This window comes from Mycobacterium stomatepiae (assembly GCF_010731715.1).
GTDB lineage: Bacteria > Actinomycetota > Actinomycetes > Mycobacteriales > Mycobacteriaceae > Mycobacterium > Mycobacterium stomatepiae.
Genome location: NZ_AP022587.1, coordinates 705,757 through 723,708 on the forward strand (window position 1 = coordinate 705,757; position 17,952 = coordinate 723,708).

Genomic DNA, 17,952 nt, shown 5'->3' on the forward strand with positions numbered 1-17,952 from the left:
CCGCTCAACCTGGTTCGGATCGACGTCCCCGACCGGCTACGCTGCCGTAGTTTGTTGTCCGACACGCAGGAGGCCCGTGAGCGCGCACTTGAGCTATCTCGAAGCCCTATTGGTCGGCGCCGCGCAGGGCGTGACCGAGTTATTCCCGGTCTCCAGCCTCGGCCACTCGATTGTGGTGCCGGCGCTACTCGGCGGCCAATGGGCGCGCGACCTGGACGTCTCCGCACCGCAATCGCCGTACCTGGCGTTCATCGTCGGCCTGCACGTCGCCACCGCCGCCGCGCTGCTGGTGTTCTTCTGGCGGGACTGGCTGCGCGTGCTGGCCGGGTTCATCTCGTCGGCGCGACACCGGCGGATCGAGACGCCCGACGAACGGTTGGCCTGGCTGATCGTGGCCGCCACCATCCCGGTGGGCCTGGCGGGACTGTTCCTGGAAAAGCTGTTTCGCACCACGCTGGGCAAACCGATTCCCGCCGCGGCCTTCCTGTTGCTCAACGGAGCTGCGCTGTACGCGGGCGAGGTGCTGCGCCGCCGCTCGGCCGCAGAGGACCCGCCGGCCCAGCATGGTGGGGAGGCCGTCGACCACCGGTTGGCCCAGCTGCCGCTCGGCCGTGGCGTGTTGATCGGCAGCGCGCAGATCCTGGCGCTGCTGCCCGGCATCAGCCGATCCGGCATTACCATCGTGGCGGGCCTGTGGCGTGGCCTCTCCCACGAAGACGCAGCCCGGTTTTCCTTTTTGCTGGCCACGCCGATCATCCTGGCCGCCGGGGTGTACAAGATCCCCGATCTGTTCGGCCCGATGGGCGACGGGATCGCCGGCCAGGTCCTGGCCGGCAGCATCGCCTCGTTCGTCTGCGCCTACCTCGCCGTGCGTTTCCTGACCCGATACTTCGAAACTCGCACGCTGATCCCGTTCGCCGTCTACTGCGCGCTGTTCGGGGCCGGAAGCCTGGTCTGGTTGATGGTGCGCTAGTCACAGCCTGCATCGATAGCGCACTTCGTCCGCGGCGGTGCCACCGTAGGTCGAGATGCGGTGTGTCCCATCGCGTCGCCAGCCATCGTGTTCGTAGAACCGACGAGCCTGGGCATTGCCGTCCAGCACCCACAGCGCAGCCGTCGTTACGCCCACACTGCGCAGCCGGGTCCGGGCCGCGGCCATCAGCAGGCGGCCGACGCCGGCGCGCTGATAGGGCGGATCGACGTATATCGCCATCAGCTCACCGAAATTCGACAGGTCGTCGTCGCGGAACAGCCGGTGGTGACCATGCCGCACACCGTCGGGCCGTCGACCGCTACCTGGGTGGACGGCTGCCCAATTCCGATGCGGCCGAACGTGTACCTGTCGACCCAGGCATCCGTTTCGAGGCCGTCGAGATATTCCTGGGCGAGCAATCCTCGGTAGGCCCGCTGCCACGACCGGACCTGCACCCGGGAGACGTCACGGGCGTCGGCGGGGACGGCTCGTCGCACGCTGATCACCGTTGCAGTATCGACGCCGCTGACATCGGCCGTGTCATTGCGTCGCCCGGAGCCGAGTGCTGTGCTGGGGAGATGGCAGACACGGCATCCATCGGCCTCAAAATCCAGGGCAAGGTCATCGTGATCACCGGCGGCGCACGGGGAATCGGGCTGGCCACCGCGACCGCGCTGCACAACCTGGGTGCCAAGGTCGCGATCGGCGACATCGACGAGGTCAGGGTCAAGGAGTCGGGCGCCGCACTCGGGCTTGACGTGTACGGCAAACTCGACGTCACCGATCCGCACTCGTTCGCGGAGTTGCTTGACGAGGTCGAGCGCCAACTCGGACCGATCGACGTGCTGGTCAACAACGCCGGAATCATGCCCGTCGGGCGCATCATCGACGAGCCGGACGCCGTCACCCGCCGCATTCTGGACATCAACGTCTACGGCGTGATGCTGGGTAGCAAGCTGGCGGTGCAGCGCATGGTCCCCCGCGGCCAGGGCCACGTGATCAACGTCGCCTCCTTGGCCGGCGAGATCTACGCCGTCGGGCTGGCGACCTACGGCGCCAGCAAGCACGCCGTGATCGGCTTCACCGACGCCGCGCGGCTGGAGTACCGCCCGGCCGGCGTCAAGTTCTCTTTGGTGTTGCCGACGTTCGTGAATACCGAGCTCGTCGCGGGCACCGCGGGAATGAAGGGATTCCGCAACGCCGAACCGTCCGACATCGCCGACGCGATCGTCGGGCTCATCGCCCACCCCAAGCCGCGGGTGCGGGTCACCAAGGCGGCCGGCGCGCTGATCGCGTCGCAGAAGTTTCTGCCGCGGGTGGTCTCCGAGGGGCTGAACCGCGTCATGGGTGGTGAGCACGTCTTCACCGACGACATCGACGTCGACAAACGCAAAGCCTACGAGTCCCGCGCCCGCGGTGAGGAGTGACTTTCGCTCCTAGCGGCGCTGCGCGGGGGCGCGGAGAATCGGGCAAGTGAGCCTGCAAACCCCGACAACCGCGCCCGAAGCACTCTCCGACGACGAACTCACGCTGATCGACAAGTATTGGCGCGCCGCCAACTACCTGTCGGTCGGGCAGATCTATCTGCTGGACAACCCCCTGCTCGCCGAGCCGCTGGCGGCCGGGCATGTCAAACCCCGGCTGCTGGGGCACTGGGGCACCACGCCGGGGCTCAACCTCATCTGCGCGCACCTGAACCGGATCATCCGCAATCGCGACGCCAGCGTCATCTACGTCACCGGACCGGGCCACGGCGGTCCGGGCCTGGTGGCCAACGCCTACCTCGAAGGCACCTACACCGAGGTGTACAGCGGTATCGGCGAGGACACCGAGGGCCTGCGCAAATTATTCCGCCAGTTCTCCTTCCCCGGCGGCATCCCGAGCCACGTTGCCGCCCAGACCCCGGGATCCATCCACGAAGGCGGCGAACTCGGCTACGCCCTGGTGCACGCGTACGGCGCGGCGTTCGACAACCCCGACCTGGTGGTCGCCTGCGTGATCGGCGACGGCGAGGCAGAGACCGGACCGCTGGCGGCCGGCTGGCACTCGAACAAGTTCCTCAACCCGGCCGTCGACGGCGCGGTACTGCCGATCCTGCACCTCAACGGCTACAAGATCGCCAACCCGACCGTGCTGGCCCGTATCCCGGAAGCCGAACTCGAATCACTGTTGCGCGGCTACGGCTACCGGCCGATCACGGTCGCCGGTGACGACCCGGCGACCGTGCACCGCGAGCTGGCCGCCGCCCTCGACGACGCGTTCGACGACATTGCCGGCATCCAGCGTGCCGCGCGCCACGGTCAGCAGACCGATCGCCCGGTGTGGCCGATGATCGTGCTGCGCACGCCGAAGGGCTGGACCGGGCCCAAGGAAGTCGACGGCAAACACGTCGAGGGCACCTGGCGCTCCCATCAGGTACCGCTGGCCGAGACCCACGAGAACCCCGCGCACCGAGCACAACTGGAAGAGTGGCTGCGCGGCTATCGGCCCGACGAATTGTTCGACGAGCACGGCGCGCTGCGCCCGGAGCTGCGCGAGCTGGCGCCGAGGGGCCGGCGGCGGATGAGCGCCAACCCGCACGCCAACGGCGGCCTGCTGCTGCGCGACCTGGATCTGCCGGACTTCCGCGACTACGCCGTGCCGGTCGAGAAGCCGGGCGGATCCACCCACGAAGCCACCCGGGTGCTGGGAACCTTCCTGCGCGACGTCATCATCCGCAACCCCGACCGCTTCCGGCTGATGGGCCCCGACGAAACCGCCTCCAACCGGTTGTCGGCCGTCTTCGAGTCCACCGACAAGGTGTGGCTGTCGCGGACCGAACCCGACGACGATCACCTGGCGCCGGACGGACGCGTGATGGAGGTGCTCTCCGAGCACCTGTGCCAGGGCTGGCTGGAGGGCTACCTGCTGACCGGCCGGCACGGGCTGTTCAACTGCTACGAGGCGTTCGTACACATCGTCGACTCGATGCTCAACCAGCACGCCAAATGGTTGGCCACCAGCCGCGAGCTGCCCTGGCGGCGGCCGATCGCCTCGCTGAACTACCTGCTGAGCTCGCACGTCTGGCGCCAGGACCACAACGGCGCCTCGCACCAGGACCCCGGGTTCATCGACCTGGTCGCCAACAAGCGCGCCGAGATCGTGCGGGTCTACCTGCCGCCGGACGGCAACACGCTGCTGTCGGTGGCCGACCATTGCCTGCGCAGCCGCGACTACATCAACGTGATCGTCGCCGGCAAGCAACCCGCCCTGGCCTACCTCGACATGGACGACGCGATCGCACACTGCACCCGCGGGCTGGGGATCTGGGAGTGGGCGAGCACCGCGACCGGTGAGCCCGACGTGGTGCTGGCGTGCGCCGGCGACATTCCGACGCTGGAGACGTTGGCCGCCGCCGATATCCTGCGCCGCGAGCTGCCCGACCTGGCAGTGCGGGTGGTCAACGTCGTCGACCTGATGCGCCTGCAGCCGGACTCCGAGCATCCACATGGGTTGCCGGACAATGAATTCGACGCGTTGTTCACCCGCGACAAGCCGGTCGTCTTCGCCTACCACGGGTATCCGTGGCTGATCCATCGGCTCGCCTACCGCCGCAATAATCACGCGCACTTTCACGTCCGCGGTTTCAAGGAGCGCGGCACCACGACGACACCGTTCGACATGGTGATGCTCAACGATCTGGACCGCTTCCATTTGGTCATCGACGTCATCGACCGGGTGGATGGCCTGGCCGGCCGCGCGGCACTGCTGCGACAGCGCATGGTCGACGCGCGGCTCAATGCCCGCCGCTACACGCGCGAGCACGGGGAGGACGACCCGCAGATTGCGTACTGGACGTGGGAATCGATCTGACCTGGGCCGCACTGGCGCGCAGGTAAACTCGGCGGCAATGTCTGAGCACGCCGCCTTCGAAACTGTCGACCTCCACCCGGTGGTCTCACAGCTGTCGGCGCTGCACCGGCTGCGGCTGTACTCCGACATCGCCGTGGTGGTCACCGTACTGGTGCTGACGAACCTGATCGCACACTTCACCACGCCGTGGGCGAGCGTCGCTACGGTGCCGGTGGCCGCCGTCGGGTTGGTGGTGTTGATGCGCGCCACCGGTCTGGACTGGGTCGACCTGGGCCTGGGCCGTGAGCATTGGCGATCCGGGCTGGGCTATGCGCTCGCCGCAGTGGCCGTCGTGGCGTCGGTGATCACGGTCGGCGTGCTGCTGCCGATGACGCGGCCGATGTTCCTGAACAACCACTACGCGACGGTATCGGGCGCGCTGATCGCCTCGATGGTGATCATTCCGCTGCAAACGGTGATCCCCGAGGAGCTGGCCTTCCGGGGCGTGCTGCACGGCGCGCTGCATCGGGCCTGGGGGTTTCGCGGGGTCGCGCTCGTCGGCTCGCTGCTGTTCGGTCTGTGGCACGTCGCCACCTCGCTGGGGCTGACCAGCAGCAACGTCGGCTTCACCCGGCTGTTCGGCGGCGGGTTCCTCGGGATGGCCGCCGGGGTGATCGTGGCGGTGCTGGCGACGGGCAGCGCGGGCTTCGTGTTCAGCTGGCTTCGCCGGCGCAGCGGCAGCCTGATCGCGCCGATCGCGCTGCACTGGTCGCTGAACGGACTGGGCGCGCTGGCCGCTGCGCTGGTCTGGCACCTGTCGGCCTGAGCCGCACTACACCAGCAGCACCGCAGCCCCCGCGATGCGGCCGGCGGCCAGATCGGCCAGCGCCCGATCCGCCCCATCGAGTGGATACTGCGGCGTCGTCACCTCGATGCGATGGCGACCCGCGAAGTCGAGAAACTCCCGCGCGTCGGCCCGGGTGTTCGACGTGACCGAGCGAATCTGGCGCTCCTGGAAGAGATGTCGCTGGTAGTTCAGCACCGGGATATCCGACAGATGAATCCCGGCGATGGCCAGGGTGCCGCCGCGGTCCAGCGCCTCGCACGCCGGCAGCACCAGATCGCCGACCGGGGCGAACAGGATCGCGGCGTCCAGCGGCACCGGCGGCTGATCCGCGGCCCCCTGAGCCGAGGCCGCGCCCAGCTGCAGCGCCAGCTCGCGGGCCTGCGCGCCGCGGGTCATCACGTGCAATTCGGCGCCCTGCGCCAGAGCGACCTGCGCGGTGATGTGCGCACTGCCGCCGAAGCCGTAGATGCCCAGCCGGCCGCCCGGCGGTAGCTGCGCCCGCAGCAGCGAGCGGTAACCGATGATGCCGGCGCACAACAGCGGTGCCAGCTCGCTGTCGCTGTAGCCGCTCGGCAGATGGTGTGCGAAAGCCGCTGGGACGGTGGCAAATTCGGCGTATCCGCCGTCGGCGTCCCAGCCGGTGTAGCGCGATTGGGGGCAGAGGTTTTCGTCACCGCGCAGGCAGTACTTGCACACTCCGCAGGTGTGGCGTAGCCAGGCGATGCCGACCCGGTCCCCCACGCTGAACCCGTCGCCGGCCTCTGAGCCGACCTCGATGACTTCGCCGACGACCTCGTGGCCGGGGGTGACGTGCTCGCGGTGCACCGGCAGGTCGCCCTCGGTGACATGCAGGTCGGTGCGGCACACACCGCAGGCGCGCACGGCCACCAGCAGCTCGGACGGCTCCGGCCGCGGCACCTCGGCGGTGACCCGCTGCAGCGGATCGGTGTCCATCGGACCGGGCCGACGCACCCGCCACACGTTCATGGTCACCGACGCCATCGCCCAATCATGCCGCTACTGGCCGGCGATCCGCGCGGGTACAAAGACCCCTACAAGGTCTTGGTGCGGGAGGCGGCGAACTTGTAGATCAACAACAGGATCACCGCGCCAACCAACGCACCGAGGAACGAGTGCTGAATCGGCGGGGTGACCGTGAACTGGTGCGGTGGGAAAACCACGCTTCCGAGCGTGCCACCGACATACGAGCCGACGATGCCGAGCAGCGCGGTCGCGACCCAGCCCATCGGCTGCTTGCCCGGCACCAACAGACGCGCAACCAGGCCGACGATCAGACCCAAGACAATTAGCCAGATGATGTGCAGAATCACGACCGGCTCCTTCGATTTAGCCGACAGAGGGGACCTGGGACGTATACCCCGCGGAGGCCGGCTAAACCCGCTCAGCGCTTGCGGACCATGCCCACGATCCAGAGCAGGATCACCGACCCCAACAGCGCGGTGAAGAAGGTGAACCATTTACGGCCGTGTTCGACGTCGACGTGCAGCAAGATGCCGGCGCCGCCGCCTTTCACGATCTTTCCCGCGATCCAACCGGCGAATCCGCCGATGACCAGGTAGGCGAGCCAACTCACGGCCGTCGGCGGGGAAAGGGCCAGGTACTGCGAAGCTGCTATGACGCGCATGCGGTCTCGCGTTGCCGGTCAGGCGGGGAGTGTCTGCTGCGGCGTGGGGCTCGGGGTCGGGGTGACCTCGCTCGCGGGTGCCTGGCTCGGCGCTGCCGGCGCGGGTGCGCCCGGTGCCGGAGCCGGAGTGGCCGGAGCTCCCGGAGCCGGCGCCACTGCACCCGGCGCGGCGAACGGCAGAATCGACTCGGCCAGCGCCTTGGCTCCGACCTTGTCTACCGGGTTGTTGCCGGTGCCCAGCCAGACCACAAACCAGCGCTGCGGCGGCCCGGCCGCGGCGGCATTGGGGGCACTGACGACACCGGTCCAGATCTGCCCGTTCGGCTTGCTCGGGTCGCTGAACTTGACCTCGTAGAACGACGAACTTCCGGTGATGCCGTTCGCGCCGGTGAGCGGGCCGGATTCCTGATTGATCCGGGTGCCCGGATACGGCATGAAGAACTCACCCATGTCCGAGCCCAGCCGTACGGCGGCCTTGCCGTCGTTGGCTTCGGCACTGGCATAGAGCTTTTGGTCCAGGCGACCCATCACGATGCGGGTGTCATTGGCGACCGGCGCCGGCTGTCCGGGCGCCGGCGGCGGACCGATCATCTTGCTGAGCAACGCCGAGCCGTAGTCGAGATGCGAGGCATCCGACTCGGCCCAGCCGCCGGGAAGCAGGTAGCTGAATCCGCCCACCACATTAGTGATCCGCGCCAAGTTCGGGTCGACGGGCGGTGGCGGGGCAGGCGCGTTCGGGTCGACCGGCGGTGGCGGCGGCGGTACCGGCGCGTTCGGGTCGCCCGCCGCCGGTTGTCCGGCGGGTGCCGGAGCGGCCGGCGCCGCGGTCGTCGGAGCGGGTGCGCCGGCCGGAACCGGCGCGGTGGTCGTTGCCGGAACCGGAGTCGGGACCTCGGGATCGGCATTCGCGGGGGCCGGCAACCCGAAGGTGATGGCACTGGCACTGGTCACCGTGGCGATCGCCAGCGTTGTCCACAAACCCTTGCGACGTTGCGAGTTTGAGTCCACCTGATCCATGGCGACGAACCTACCGTGTTACCGCTGTGACGCAAGGGTGCCGTGCTGGCGATGCGAGGCGGTTTTCGCGATGTTGCCGGAGCGCAACCTGCTCCAAGTCTGCGCAGATCACCGCCGGTTGGCGCGTCGCGACGCGGCCGGATACAGCGCCACCTCAAGCGCCTTGACCGAAAACCAGACCCGGTCTCCGGGTGTCAGCCGCAACTCGGCGGCGGCGTCGACGGTGATCTCGGCGGCCAGTCCAGGAGCGCCGTCGGGCTGCTCCTGGCCGCGCACCACGACCGCGGGTCCGCGAATGTCCAACTCCGACACGGTGAGTTCGGCGCAGTTGCGGGGACTGCCGTGCGGCAGGTCGCGGTACACGGCCACCGCGGTCGGCGGGAACACTGCGATCGCGTCCTGCCCATCGGCCAGCACGGCGCCCAGCCGCTCGGCGGGCAGCCCGTACCAGTGGGCCCCGGTGCTGGTGTGCAACGAGCCGTCCGGCGCGATCGTCCCGTTGACCAGGTTGACGCCGGCGATGCGGGCACCGAAATGGCTGCGCGGTGCGGTGAGTACTTCGGGCACCCGGCCGACCTCGGAGATCGTGCCGCCCTCGAGCACCAGCGCCCGATCGGCCAGGGTGAAGACGTCGAGCAGATCGTGGGTGATCAGGACGACCGCGCAGCCGCTGCGGGCGACCGCGGCGCGTAACACGGCCCGGATGGCCGCGGCGGCCCCGACGTCGAGGCCGGTCAGCGGTTCGTCGAGCAGCAGTACATCTGGTTCGGCGGCGAGCGCCCGCGCGATTGCCACCCGCTGGGCCTGGCCGCCGGACAGTTGAGCGGTTTGCGGTCGGCGAGCTGCTCGGCGTCCACCTCGCGCAGCCAGCGCAGGGCGGTCTGCTTCTCCTTGCCGCGCGCCGAGCCGAAAGGGCCCGGCCTTTTCTGACGGCTGCGCGGCCCGAACGCCACATTGGCGGCGACACTCAGGTGCGGGAACAGCAGCGGGTCCTGTAACAGCCGCCCGACCCGGCGGTCATGCGTCGGCACGTCGACCCCGGCGGACGTGTCGGTCAACACCCGATCCCCCAACCGCACCACTCCCTCGTCGGGTCGCACCAGCCCCGCGATCACGTGCAAGGCGGTCGACTTACCCGCGCCGTTGGGCCCTATCATGGCCAGCACCTCGCCGGGAGCCACCGAAAACTCGACATCTACCTGGCGGTCGGCGACGACCGCGCAAAGCTGCAGCTCGCTCACTTGCCGGTACCTCGCGTCCGTTGCGGTCAGCCGGCCAGCACCCAGCCCGAGCACCACCACGGCGGCCACCGCCACGAGCAGAACCGACAGCGCCACGGCCGCATTCGCGTCGGTGACCCGTTGCAGGTAGATCTCCAGCGGCAGGGTGCGGGTGACCCCTTCCCTCGAGCCCGCGAAGGTCAGTGTCGCGCCGAACTCCCCCAACGAACGGGCGAAGGCCAGCACCGCGCCCGACATCAAACCCGGCAGCAGCAGCGGCAGGGTGACCCGCCACCACACCGTGCTCGGCCGAGCCCCGAGCGTCGCGGCGACCACCTCATAGTCGGATCGCGCCGTGCGGGCCGCGCCCTCTAGCGAGATCACCAGAAACGGCAGCGACACAAACGTCTGCGCCAGCACCACGGCGGTGGTGCTGAAGGCGATGCTGATCCCCGCCGCCTCCAGGTAATGGCCGATCAATCCGAGCCGGCCGAATGCGTAGAGCAACGCGATGCCGCCCACCACCGGCGGCAGCACCAGCGGCAGCAGGATCAGCGGCCGCAGCAGTCGGACCGGTCGCGCCGTGCTGCGGGCCAGCACCAGCGCCATCGGCACGCCCAGTAGCACGCACAGGGCCGTGCTCGCCGCAGCGGTCTTGAGGCTGAGCAACAGCGCCGTCTTGGACGACGAACTGGTGATCAACGACCAGAAATTCGGCCAGTCGACCTTGATCGCGATCGCCAGCAGCGGTAACAGCACGAACGCGGCCCCGACGGAAGCAGGGACGTACACCCATCGGGGCAGGGTCGTGGGCGGACGCACGGTCAGGGTTTTGCGAAGCCCGACTGGGCCAGGATCTTCTGGCCTGTATCGGAGGTCACCAGGGTCACGAACTTCTGCGCCGTCGCCGCCTGGGGCGCCTTCTTCAATACGCCGATGGGGTAGACGTTGACCGCGCCGGCGGCCTCGGGAAAGTTGACCGATGCCACCTTGCCTTTGGCGTACTTCGCGTCTGTCACGTAGACGAGCGCGGCATCGGCCTGGCCGGTGGCGACCTTGTTGAGGACGTCGCTGACGCTGGGTTCCTCACTGACCGGGTTGAGGTGCACCCCGGCGCTGTTCTCGATGCGCTGGGTCGCCGCCCCGCACGGCACCGGCTTCTGGCAGATGACCACGCTGACGCCCGGCTTGGCCAGATCGGCGAAGGAGGCGACGTTGCGCGGATTGCCCGGCGCCGTGACGATGACCAGCGTGTTAGCGGCGAAATTGGTTGGTTCCCCGGCCAGCAGCCCGGCCTTGACGACGGTATCCATCTGCGCGGTGTCCGCCGACGCGAAGACGTCGGCACTCGCCCCCTGGGTCAACTGCGTCGCGAGTTCGGAGGAACCCGCGAAGTCGAACTCGACACCGCTGCCGGGGTTGTCGGCCTTGAACTGCTGACTGAGCTGGGTGAACGCCGGCTTGAGCGAGGCCGCGGCGAACACCACGATCGAGCCCGACGGCGCCGACGACTGACCGGGTGATGACGACGGCGGCGGATTCGAGCCGCACGCCACGAGACCCGCGACGAGCATCGTGGACGCCAATCCGGTCAGAACCACGATCCGACGCATGGTCAGACCCTAGCTTGCGCACGGTTAAGCAGTGACGTCCAAAGAGTTATCGAAAATTGTCTGCGCGTCGCGGCGTCCTTAGTTTCCCCTTAGAGCTACTGTCCAGTAACATCGACGGCGATCGATGCCATACGCGTTGAGATCCCAGGCAACGGTTCGGTGGCGTGCCGCTATCGGAAGCACCTGGGTTCAACGTTGAACACGAGGAGGTCATGGCAGTGGAGGTGCTGGTCACCGGCGGCGACACGGATCTGGGGCGGACAGTAGCCGAGGGATTTCGCGATGACGGTCACAAGGTGACCCTCGTGGGTGCCCGACGCAGTGACCTCGAGGTCGCCGCCAAAGAGCTGGACGTCGACGCCATCATCTGCGATACTGCCGATCCCGCCAGCCTCGAAGAGGCTCGTGGGTTGTTCCCCCACCACCTCGACACCATCGTCAACGTGCCCGACAGCGGCTGGGACGACGGCGACCCGCGCACCTATTCGCTGTCCGACACCGCCGCGGTGTGGCGCAGCTCCCTCGAGGCGACCGTGCTATCGGCAGTGCTGACGGTGCAAACCGTCGGCGACCACCTGCGCTCCGGCGGCTCGATCATCAGCGTCGTGCCGGAGAACCCGCCCGCGGCCAGCGTCGACGCCGCCATCAAGGCCACGCTGTCGAGCTGGATCACCGGACAGGCCGGCATTTTCGGCACCCGCGGGATCACGGTCAACGCCGTGGCGGCCGGGCGCAGCGCCCAGGCGGGGTACGAAGGTCTTTCGCGCACAATGCCTTCCATCGCCGACGAGGTCGCCCGGTTGGCGTTGTTCCTGACCACTCCGGCGGCCCGCCACATCACCGGCCAGACACTGCACGTCAGCCACGGCGCCCTGGCGCGTTTCGCCTAGAGCGTGGCGCGCACCGCCGCCGAGGCATTGCGGTCTCAGCTCGCCATGTAACCGTGGTCGCATTCGGCGTCGGACATGACGCGAATCACGTTGGCACGACCAACGACAACAGGCCGGTGTGGTTGATTGCACAGGCTTACTATCTGGGTTTCGACGCGGCGGGGTGACTACCGTTATAGCTAACTGTCACCGCGCAAACGAAGCCCCATCAGGAGCATCCGAAGTAATGAGCCCCCAGCAAGAACGCACAGCTGAACCGAAGCCACGGCACCGAGTTGTCATCATCGGATCCGGATTCGGCGGACTCAACGCGGCAAAGAAACTCAAACGGGCCGACGTCGACATCAAGTTGATCGCCCGCACCACGCACCACTTGTTCCAGCCATTGCTGTACCAAGTCGCCACCGGGATCATCTCCGAGGGTGAGATCGCTCCGCCGACCCGGGTTGTACTGCGCAATCAGCGCAATGTCCAGGTGCTGCTCGGCAATGTCAGCCACATCGATCTGGCCAACCAGACCGTCGTCTCGGAGTTGCTCGGCCACACCTACGAAACTCCCTATGACAGCTTGATCGTCGCCGCCGGTGCCGGCCAGTCGTATTTCGGCAACGACCACTTCGCCGAGTTCGCACCTGGGATGAAGTCGATCGACGACGCGCTCGAGCTTCGCGGTCGCATCCTGAGCGCCTTCGAACAGGCCGAGCGATCAAACGATCCCGAACGTCGCAAGAAGCTGCTGACCTTCACCGTTGTCGGGGCCGGGCCCACCGGCGTCGAAATGGCCGGGCAGATAGCCGAATTGGCCGAGTACACCTTGAAAGGCGCTTTCCGGCATATCGATTCGACGAAGGCCCGGGTGATCCTGCTCGACGCGGCCCCCGCGGTGTTGCCGCCAATGGGCGAAAAGCTCGGTGAGCGGGCCAAAGCGCGGCTGGAGAAGATGGGCGTCGAGATCCAGCTGGGCGCCATGGTCACCGACGTCGACCGCAACGGCCTCACGGTCAAGGATTCCGACGGCACCATTCGGCGCATCGAATCCGCGTGCAAGGTCTGGTCCGCCGGCGTGCAAGCCAGCCGGTTGGGGCGCGATATCGCCGAACAGTCACCCGCCGAACTCGACCGGGCCGGACGCGTCAAGGTGCTGCCCGACCTGTCGGTCCCCGGCTACCCGAACGTGTTCGTCGTCGGCGACATGGCCGCCGTCGAGGGCGTGCCGGGAGTCGCGCAGGGCGCGATCCAGGGTGCCAAGTACGTGGCCAGCGCCATCAAAGCCGAACTCGCCGGGGCCGACCCCACCCAGCGTGAGCCGTTCCAGTACTTCGACAAGGGATCGATGGCCACGGTGTCACGCTTCTCTGCGGTGGCCAAGATCGGCCCCTTGGAGTTCAGCGGCTTCATCGCCTGGCTGATCTGGCTGGTGCTGCACCTGGTGTATCTGATCGGCTTCAAGACCAAGATCACCACGCTGCTGTCGTGGACCGTGACGTTCCTCAGCACGCGCCGCGGTCAGCTGACGATCACCGATCAGCAGGCCTTTGCCCGAACTCGGATTGAACAGCTCGCCGAACTGGCCGCCGAGGCCCGCGAGGACGCGATCACCCGGGCGGCTAGTTAGCCGACCAGCCGGTCGGCCTGCCAGGTACTGAGCGTCCCCCCAGCCGCTAACGCCAGCACGGTGGACGCACTCGGCATATCGGTGAATTGTGTTGTCGGATAGCATAATTCGCTGATTATTGCCCGCGGGGCGGCGATGCTGTCGTCGGCCACCGACCCCGCGCCCAACTCCACCCGGTGGCGCAACAGCGGCCGATCGTGCCGGTTGGCCCGCAGCGATCCGGACCAGAAGCCGTCGCGCTCATTGCACCTGCCGATCTGCACTCGCTCGCGGAAGCGAACGCGACCGTCGTCGCGCAGCACCAGAGCCACCGTCGACACATGCCGCGCGTCGGCGGCCACAACCGTCGGCTCCAAATCGACATCCAGAGTTCCGCTCACGTCGATGGCCCAGTCGGCATGCGACGTCGGTGTTTTCGCCCCGGGTAGGACCACGGTGGCGGCGGCACTGCGCAGCTTCAAGACCGCGCCGGCCTCGACGACGACGCGGATGCTGATGGTGTCGCCGCCCAGCGGGGTGGCTGCCGCCGACACCAGGTGCACCGTGTCGGGTGCGGTGCAGCGGGCCTGGATAGCGCCGCTGCACTGGATGCGCGGCAACCGGTCACGCAGCGCGACCAGCAAAACCTCAGAATGCATCCGCGGCCAGCTGGGCGTGCACCCACGCCAGCACCTCGGTTGCGGCCGGGTCCTTGGTCAGTGACTGCAGCACGGTGGGCCGGCCGTCGCGCACGGCGTCGGCGTCGCGGGCCATCACGTCGAGGTCGGCGCGCACCAACGGCGCGAGATCGATCTTGTTGATTACCAATAGGTCCGAGAAGGTAACTCCCGGCCCGCCCTTGCGCGGCACCTTGTCGCCGCCGGCCACGTCGATGACGAAGATCTGGACGTCCACCAAGCCCGACGAGAAGGTCGCGGTCAGGTTGTCGCCGCCCGACTCGACCAGGATCAGGTCCAGCGCGTCGTGCGCGGCGATCAGGTCATCGATCGCGTCGAGGTTGGCGGTGATGTCGTCACGGATCGCGGTGTGCGGGCACCCGCCGGTCTGCACGGCCGCGATTCGGTCGTTCGGCAGCACCGCATGTTTGCGCAAGAAGTCGGCGTCCTCGGTGGTGTAGATGTCGTTGGTCAGCACCGCCACCGACAGTTCATCGCGCAACTGCCGGCACAACGCTGCGACCAGTGCGGTCTTCCCGGAACCGACCGGGCCGCCGACGCCGATGCGCAGCGGCTCCCCCGGTTGCCGGATGCGTTTGGGTCGGTCGGTGTGCGGATGCGGGTGGCTGTGGGAATGTGCTGGCATGGCGCTCCTTTCAGGACACGAATAGTGGCCGCTCGCGTTCGGTGTGGCGCTGGGCCAAGGTATCGAGCAGGGGGTCCGACAGATCCGCCAATCCGGCGGCCGCCTCGGCGGCGGTGCGCTCGCACACCGCCGCCAGCCGGAACGTCAGCGCGGCCACGTCGGCCGGATCCAGCGCCAGCAGCCGCTGCGCCGCAGTCGCCGAGCCCGTCATCGTGGTGTAGACGATCGCCAGCGCGCCCTGCTCGGGACTCATGCCGCTCACCGCGCCGATCCGTCCGGCCGCGACCGCGAGATGTGGCCGGGGGCCGAGGTCGTCCCAGCGTTCCTCCGGCCAGACCCGTCGCGCCAGCCGCGCCAACCCGCGGCCCTGGCTGCGCGACGCCTGCCGGGCAGCCGGCGCCGGTGTGCGGGCATCCGTCTCGAGGTCGGCCTGCTCGGGGTGAAGTTCGTCGCGATGAACCGCGGCCGCGATCGATGCCGTGACCAGTCCGTGGCAGCGAATCCTGCGGCGCAAGAAGGCTTCCAAGGTCTCGACGTTGACCACCAGGCCGCTGACGACGGCCTCCTCCACGCCGCCCGAGTGCACATGGGAGCCGGCCGGCAGTCGGGAATCGGCCAGGGTGAGCAGGGTCGCCAGTGCGGACATGGGCTCAGAACAGGAAATAGCGTTGCGCCATCGGCAGTTCGGCGACCGGCTGCTCCTGCCAGACCTCACCGTCGATGCGCACGGTGAACGTATCCGGATCCACTTCGATGTCGGGCAGGGTGTCGTTGAGCGGCAAGTCGCTCTTGCCGATGCCGCTGGTATTTCGAACCGGCACCAATCGCCGGTTGACCGAGAGCTCTTCGGCCAGGCCGGCCTCGATGGCCTGCGGCGCAACGAAATGCACCGACGTGGCCGCGGCGGCTACCGGCGCGGCGCCGAACATCGGACGCGGCAGCGCGGGCTGCGGAGTCGGGATCGACGCGTTGGCGTCACCCATTGCCGCCCAGGCGATCATGCCGCCCTTGAGCACCGCGTGCGGGCGGACCCCGAAGAACGCCGGCTCCCACAGCACCAGATCGGCCAGCTTGCCCACTTCCACCGAGCCGATCTCGGCGTCGAGCCCATGCGCGACAGCCGGGCAGATGGTGTATTTGGCGATGTAGCGCCGCACCCTCAGGTTGTCGCACCCGGAGTTGTCGCCGGGCAGCGCACCGCGCCGGCGCTTCATCACGTGCGCGGTCTGCCAGGTGCGCAGTACCACTTCCCCGATGCGGCCCATAGCCTGTGAGTCGCTGCCGATCATCGAGATTGCGCCGATATCGTGCAGCAGGTCTTCGGCCGCCATCGTCGACGGCCGAATCCGGCTCTCGGCGAAGGCCAGATCCTCGGGCACCTGAGGGTTGAGGTGATGGCACACCATCAACATGTCCAGATGCTCGTCGAGGGTGTTCACCGTGTGCGGTCGGGTCGGATTCGTGGAACTGGGAAGCACATTCGGCTGGCCGGCAACCCGGATGATGTCGGGAGCGTGACCGCCACCGGCGCCCTCGGTGTGATACGTGTGGATCGACCGGCCGGCGATCGCGGCCAGCGTGTCTTCGACGAACCCCGTTTCGTTGAGCGTGTCGGTGTGCAACGCCACCTGCACCCCGGCTGCGGAGGCAACCTCCAGGCAGGCATCGATGGCCGCAGGCGTGGATCCCCAGTCCTCATGCAGCTTGAAACCCGAAGCGCCGCCCCGCAATTGCTCCCACAGAGCCTCGCTGCTGACGGTGTTCCCCTTGCCCAGCAGCGCGAAGTTCAACGGCCAGCCGTCGAGCGCCTCGAGCATCCGGGCCAGGTGCCACGAGCCCGGTGTCACGGTGGTGGCTTTACTGCCCTCGGCGGGGCCCGTGCCGCCGCCCAGGATCGTCGTGATTCCGGCCCCGAGCGCCTCGGGCATCAGCTGCGGGCAGATCAGGTGCACATGGCAGTCGACAGCACCCGCGGTGACGATGCGACCGTTGCCCGCGATGACTTCGGTACCGGGCCCGACCACCAGGTCCGGATGCACACCCGTCATCGTGTCGGGGTTGCCGGCCTTGCCGAGCGCGACGATTCTTCCATCGCGAATACCTATATCGGCCTTGATGATTCCCCAATGATCGACGATCACGGCACCGGTGATCACGGTGTCGGGCGCCCCGTCGGCGCGGGTCGCGCGACCCTGGCCCATCGACTCGCGCAGCACCTTGCCCCCGCCGAACACCGCCTCGTCGCCGGCCAGTCCCGGTCCCCCGCTACGGTCTTCGGTGATTTCGATCAGTAAATCGGTATCCGCCAGCCGAATCCGATCGCCGGTGGTCGGCCCGTAGAGCTGGGCGTACCGCTCGCGGGACAGGTATGCCATCAGTCGTCCAGCCGTCCAGGCGAATTCAGGTTCAATCTATGTACTTCGCGGCTTCCGCGCAGCGGAACCAACTGAACATATTGGGGCACACCGGGTTCGAAGCGCACGGCGGTGGCTGCCGGTACGTCCAGCCGGTAGCCGTGCGCGGCGTCGCGATCAAACGAGAGCGCCGAGTTGGCTTGCGGCAGGTGGACGTGGCTACCCACCTGAACCGGGCGGTCGCCCACGTTGAGGATCTGCATGCCGATGCGTTCGGCGCCGGCATTGATCTCGATATCACCTGCGCCGTAGAGGATTTCGCCGGGAATCATAGGATCGGGTGGTGGACGGTGACCAGCTTGGTGCCGTCCGGGAACGTCGCTTCGACCTGGACGTCGGCGAGCATTTCCGGCACTCCGTCCATGACGTCGTCGCGGCCGAGCACCTCGCAACCGCTGCTCATCAGCTCGGTGACGGAGCGGCCGTCGCGGGCGCCCTCGAGAATGTGGTCGCTGATGACCGCTACGGCCTCCGGATGGTTCAGCCGCAAGCCCCGGGCGCGGCGACGGCGAGCCAGTTCGGCGGCATACGACAGCAGCAATCGCTCCTGTTCGTGGGGCGTCAGGCGCATGGATGCCGATCCTG

Annotated in this window: 19 protein-coding genes and 2 pseudogenes; 6 read left to right on the forward strand and 15 right to left on the reverse strand. The window is 68.0% G+C overall.

Annotated elements, in window-relative coordinates; translation table 11 throughout:
* Positions 1 to 76: 76 nt before the first annotated feature.
* A complete protein-coding gene (locus G6N54_RS03490) occupies positions 77 to 973 on the forward strand; it encodes an undecaprenyl-diphosphate phosphatase (protein WP_163788591.1) in 897 nt (298 codons plus the stop codon).
* Here the strand turns inward: G6N54_RS03490 and G6N54_RS30175 are convergent, their stop codons facing one another.
* Positions 974 to 1,273, reverse strand: coding sequence for a GNAT family N-acetyltransferase (locus tag G6N54_RS30175; RefSeq protein ID WP_332107604.1), 300 nt, complete (start codon positions 1,271 to 1,273; stop codon positions 974 to 976). It lies immediately after the preceding gene.
* A complete protein-coding gene (locus tag G6N54_RS30180; RefSeq protein WP_232073320.1) occupies positions 1,213 to 1,470 on the reverse strand; it encodes a hypothetical protein in 258 nt (85 codons plus the stop codon). The genes G6N54_RS30175 and G6N54_RS30180 overlap by 61 nt, the downstream gene beginning before the upstream one ends.
* 81 nt (positions 1,471 to 1,551) lie before the next feature.
* Here G6N54_RS30180 and G6N54_RS03500 point away from each other — a divergent pair, with 81 nt between their 5' ends.
* The 3 genes from G6N54_RS03500 to G6N54_RS03510 are packed head-to-tail and all read left to right on the forward strand — an operon-like array spanning position 1,552 to position 5,630.
* A complete protein-coding gene (locus G6N54_RS03500; protein ID WP_163788592.1) occupies positions 1,552 to 2,400 on the forward strand; it encodes an SDR family oxidoreductase in 849 nt (282 codons plus the stop codon).
* Positions 2,401 to 2,446: 46 nt separating this feature from the next.
* A complete protein-coding gene (locus G6N54_RS03505; protein ID WP_163788593.1) occupies positions 2,447 to 4,825 on the forward strand; it encodes a phosphoketolase family protein in 2,379 nt (792 codons plus the stop codon).
* A 37-nt stretch (positions 4,826 to 4,862) separates the two neighbouring features.
* Entirely contained in the window at positions 4,863 to 5,630 is a 768-nt protein-coding gene (locus G6N54_RS03510; RefSeq protein WP_163788594.1) for a CPBP family intramembrane glutamic endopeptidase, read from the forward strand.
* A 6-nt stretch (positions 5,631 to 5,636) separates the two neighbouring features.
* On the opposite strand, the gene G6N54_RS03515 is transcribed toward G6N54_RS03510, so the two are convergent.
* The 7 genes and pseudogenes from G6N54_RS03515 to modA form a co-directional block, all read right to left on the reverse strand.
* A complete protein-coding gene (locus G6N54_RS03515; RefSeq protein ID WP_163788595.1) occupies positions 5,637 to 6,653 on the reverse strand; it encodes a zinc-binding alcohol dehydrogenase family protein in 1,017 nt (338 codons plus the stop codon).
* A gap of 50 nt (positions 6,654 to 6,703) precedes the next feature.
* Positions 6,704 to 6,982 carry a GlsB/YeaQ/YmgE family stress response membrane protein gene (locus G6N54_RS03520; RefSeq protein ID WP_163788596.1) on the reverse strand — a complete coding sequence of 93 codons (279 nt, stop codon included), beginning with the start codon at positions 6,980 to 6,982 and terminating at the stop codon, positions 6,704 to 6,706.
* Between the two features lie 71 nt (positions 6,983 to 7,053).
* On the reverse strand, positions 7,054 to 7,296 hold the full coding sequence (locus G6N54_RS03525) for a GlsB/YeaQ/YmgE family stress response membrane protein (RefSeq protein ID WP_163788597.1): 243 nt from the start codon (positions 7,294 to 7,296) through the stop codon (positions 7,054 to 7,056).
* Between the two features lie 18 nt (positions 7,297 to 7,314).
* Complete coding sequence (locus G6N54_RS03530; RefSeq protein WP_163788598.1) at positions 7,315 to 8,313, reverse strand: alanine and proline-rich secreted protein Apa; 999 nt, start codon at positions 8,311 to 8,313, stop codon at positions 7,315 to 7,317.
* A gap of 108 nt (positions 8,314 to 8,421) precedes the next feature.
* Positions 8,422 to 9,554: pseudogene (locus tag G6N54_RS03535) on the reverse strand (sulfate/molybdate ABC transporter ATP-binding protein).
* Positions 9,555 to 9,563: 9 nt separating this feature from the next.
* Positions 9,564 to 10,355 (reverse strand): annotated as a pseudogene (locus tag G6N54_RS03540) (ABC transporter permease); the annotation flags it as partial.
* Positions 10,356 to 10,357: 2 nt separating this feature from the next.
* On the reverse strand, positions 10,358 to 11,146 hold the full coding sequence (gene modA, locus G6N54_RS03545; RefSeq protein WP_163788599.1) for a molybdate ABC transporter substrate-binding protein: 789 nt from the start codon (positions 11,144 to 11,146) through the stop codon (positions 10,358 to 10,360).
* Between the two features lie 212 nt (positions 11,147 to 11,358).
* Here modA and G6N54_RS03550 point away from each other — a divergent pair, with 212 nt between their 5' ends.
* Both G6N54_RS03550 and G6N54_RS03555 read left to right on the forward strand, forming a co-directional pair.
* Positions 11,359 to 12,036 (forward strand): SDR family oxidoreductase, encoded by a 678-nt coding sequence (locus G6N54_RS03550; protein ID WP_163788600.1) that lies wholly within the window; start codon positions 11,359 to 11,361, stop codon positions 12,034 to 12,036.
* 226 nt (positions 12,037 to 12,262) lie between these two features.
* The gene (locus G6N54_RS03555) at positions 12,263 to 13,651 is read left to right on the forward strand and encodes an NAD(P)/FAD-dependent oxidoreductase (RefSeq protein WP_163788601.1); all 1,389 of its coding nucleotides are present in this window, start codon (positions 12,263 to 12,265) and stop codon (positions 13,649 to 13,651) included.
* Here G6N54_RS03555 and G6N54_RS03560 read toward each other — a convergent pair.
* Genes G6N54_RS03560 through G6N54_RS03585 form a run of 6 tightly spaced genes read right to left on the reverse strand, consistent with a single transcriptional unit; the run spans position 13,648 to position 17,938 of the window.
* Positions 13,648 to 14,289, reverse strand: coding sequence for an urease accessory protein UreD (locus tag G6N54_RS03560; protein ID WP_179969160.1), 642 nt, complete (start codon positions 14,287 to 14,289; stop codon positions 13,648 to 13,650). The two genes, G6N54_RS03555 and G6N54_RS03560, sit on opposite strands and share 4 nt — an antisense overlap.
* A complete protein-coding gene (gene ureG, locus G6N54_RS03565) occupies positions 14,279 to 14,953 on the reverse strand; it encodes an urease accessory protein UreG (protein WP_163788602.1) in 675 nt (224 codons plus the stop codon). The genes G6N54_RS03560 and ureG overlap by 11 nt, the downstream gene beginning before the upstream one ends.
* A gap of 10 nt (positions 14,954 to 14,963) precedes the next feature.
* Entirely contained in the window at positions 14,964 to 15,599 is a 636-nt protein-coding gene (locus G6N54_RS03570) for an urease accessory protein UreF (protein WP_163788603.1), read from the reverse strand.
* A gap of 4 nt (positions 15,600 to 15,603) precedes the next feature.
* Positions 15,604 to 17,328 carry an urease subunit alpha gene (locus tag G6N54_RS03575; RefSeq protein WP_163788604.1) on the reverse strand — a complete coding sequence of 575 codons (1,725 nt, stop codon included), beginning with the start codon at positions 17,326 to 17,328 and terminating at the stop codon, positions 15,604 to 15,606.
* Positions 17,328 to 17,639: an urease subunit beta gene (locus G6N54_RS03580; RefSeq protein ID WP_163788605.1), complete on the reverse strand. Its 312-nt coding sequence runs from the start codon at positions 17,637 to 17,639 to the stop codon at positions 17,328 to 17,330. The genes G6N54_RS03575 and G6N54_RS03580 overlap by 1 nt, the downstream gene beginning before the upstream one ends.
* Positions 17,636 to 17,938 carry an urease subunit gamma gene (locus G6N54_RS03585; RefSeq protein ID WP_163788606.1) on the reverse strand — a complete coding sequence of 101 codons (303 nt, stop codon included), beginning with the start codon at positions 17,936 to 17,938 and terminating at the stop codon, positions 17,636 to 17,638. Before G6N54_RS03585 ends, G6N54_RS03580 begins: the two co-directional genes overlap by 4 nt.
* Between the last annotated feature and the right edge of the window lie 14 nt (positions 17,939 to 17,952).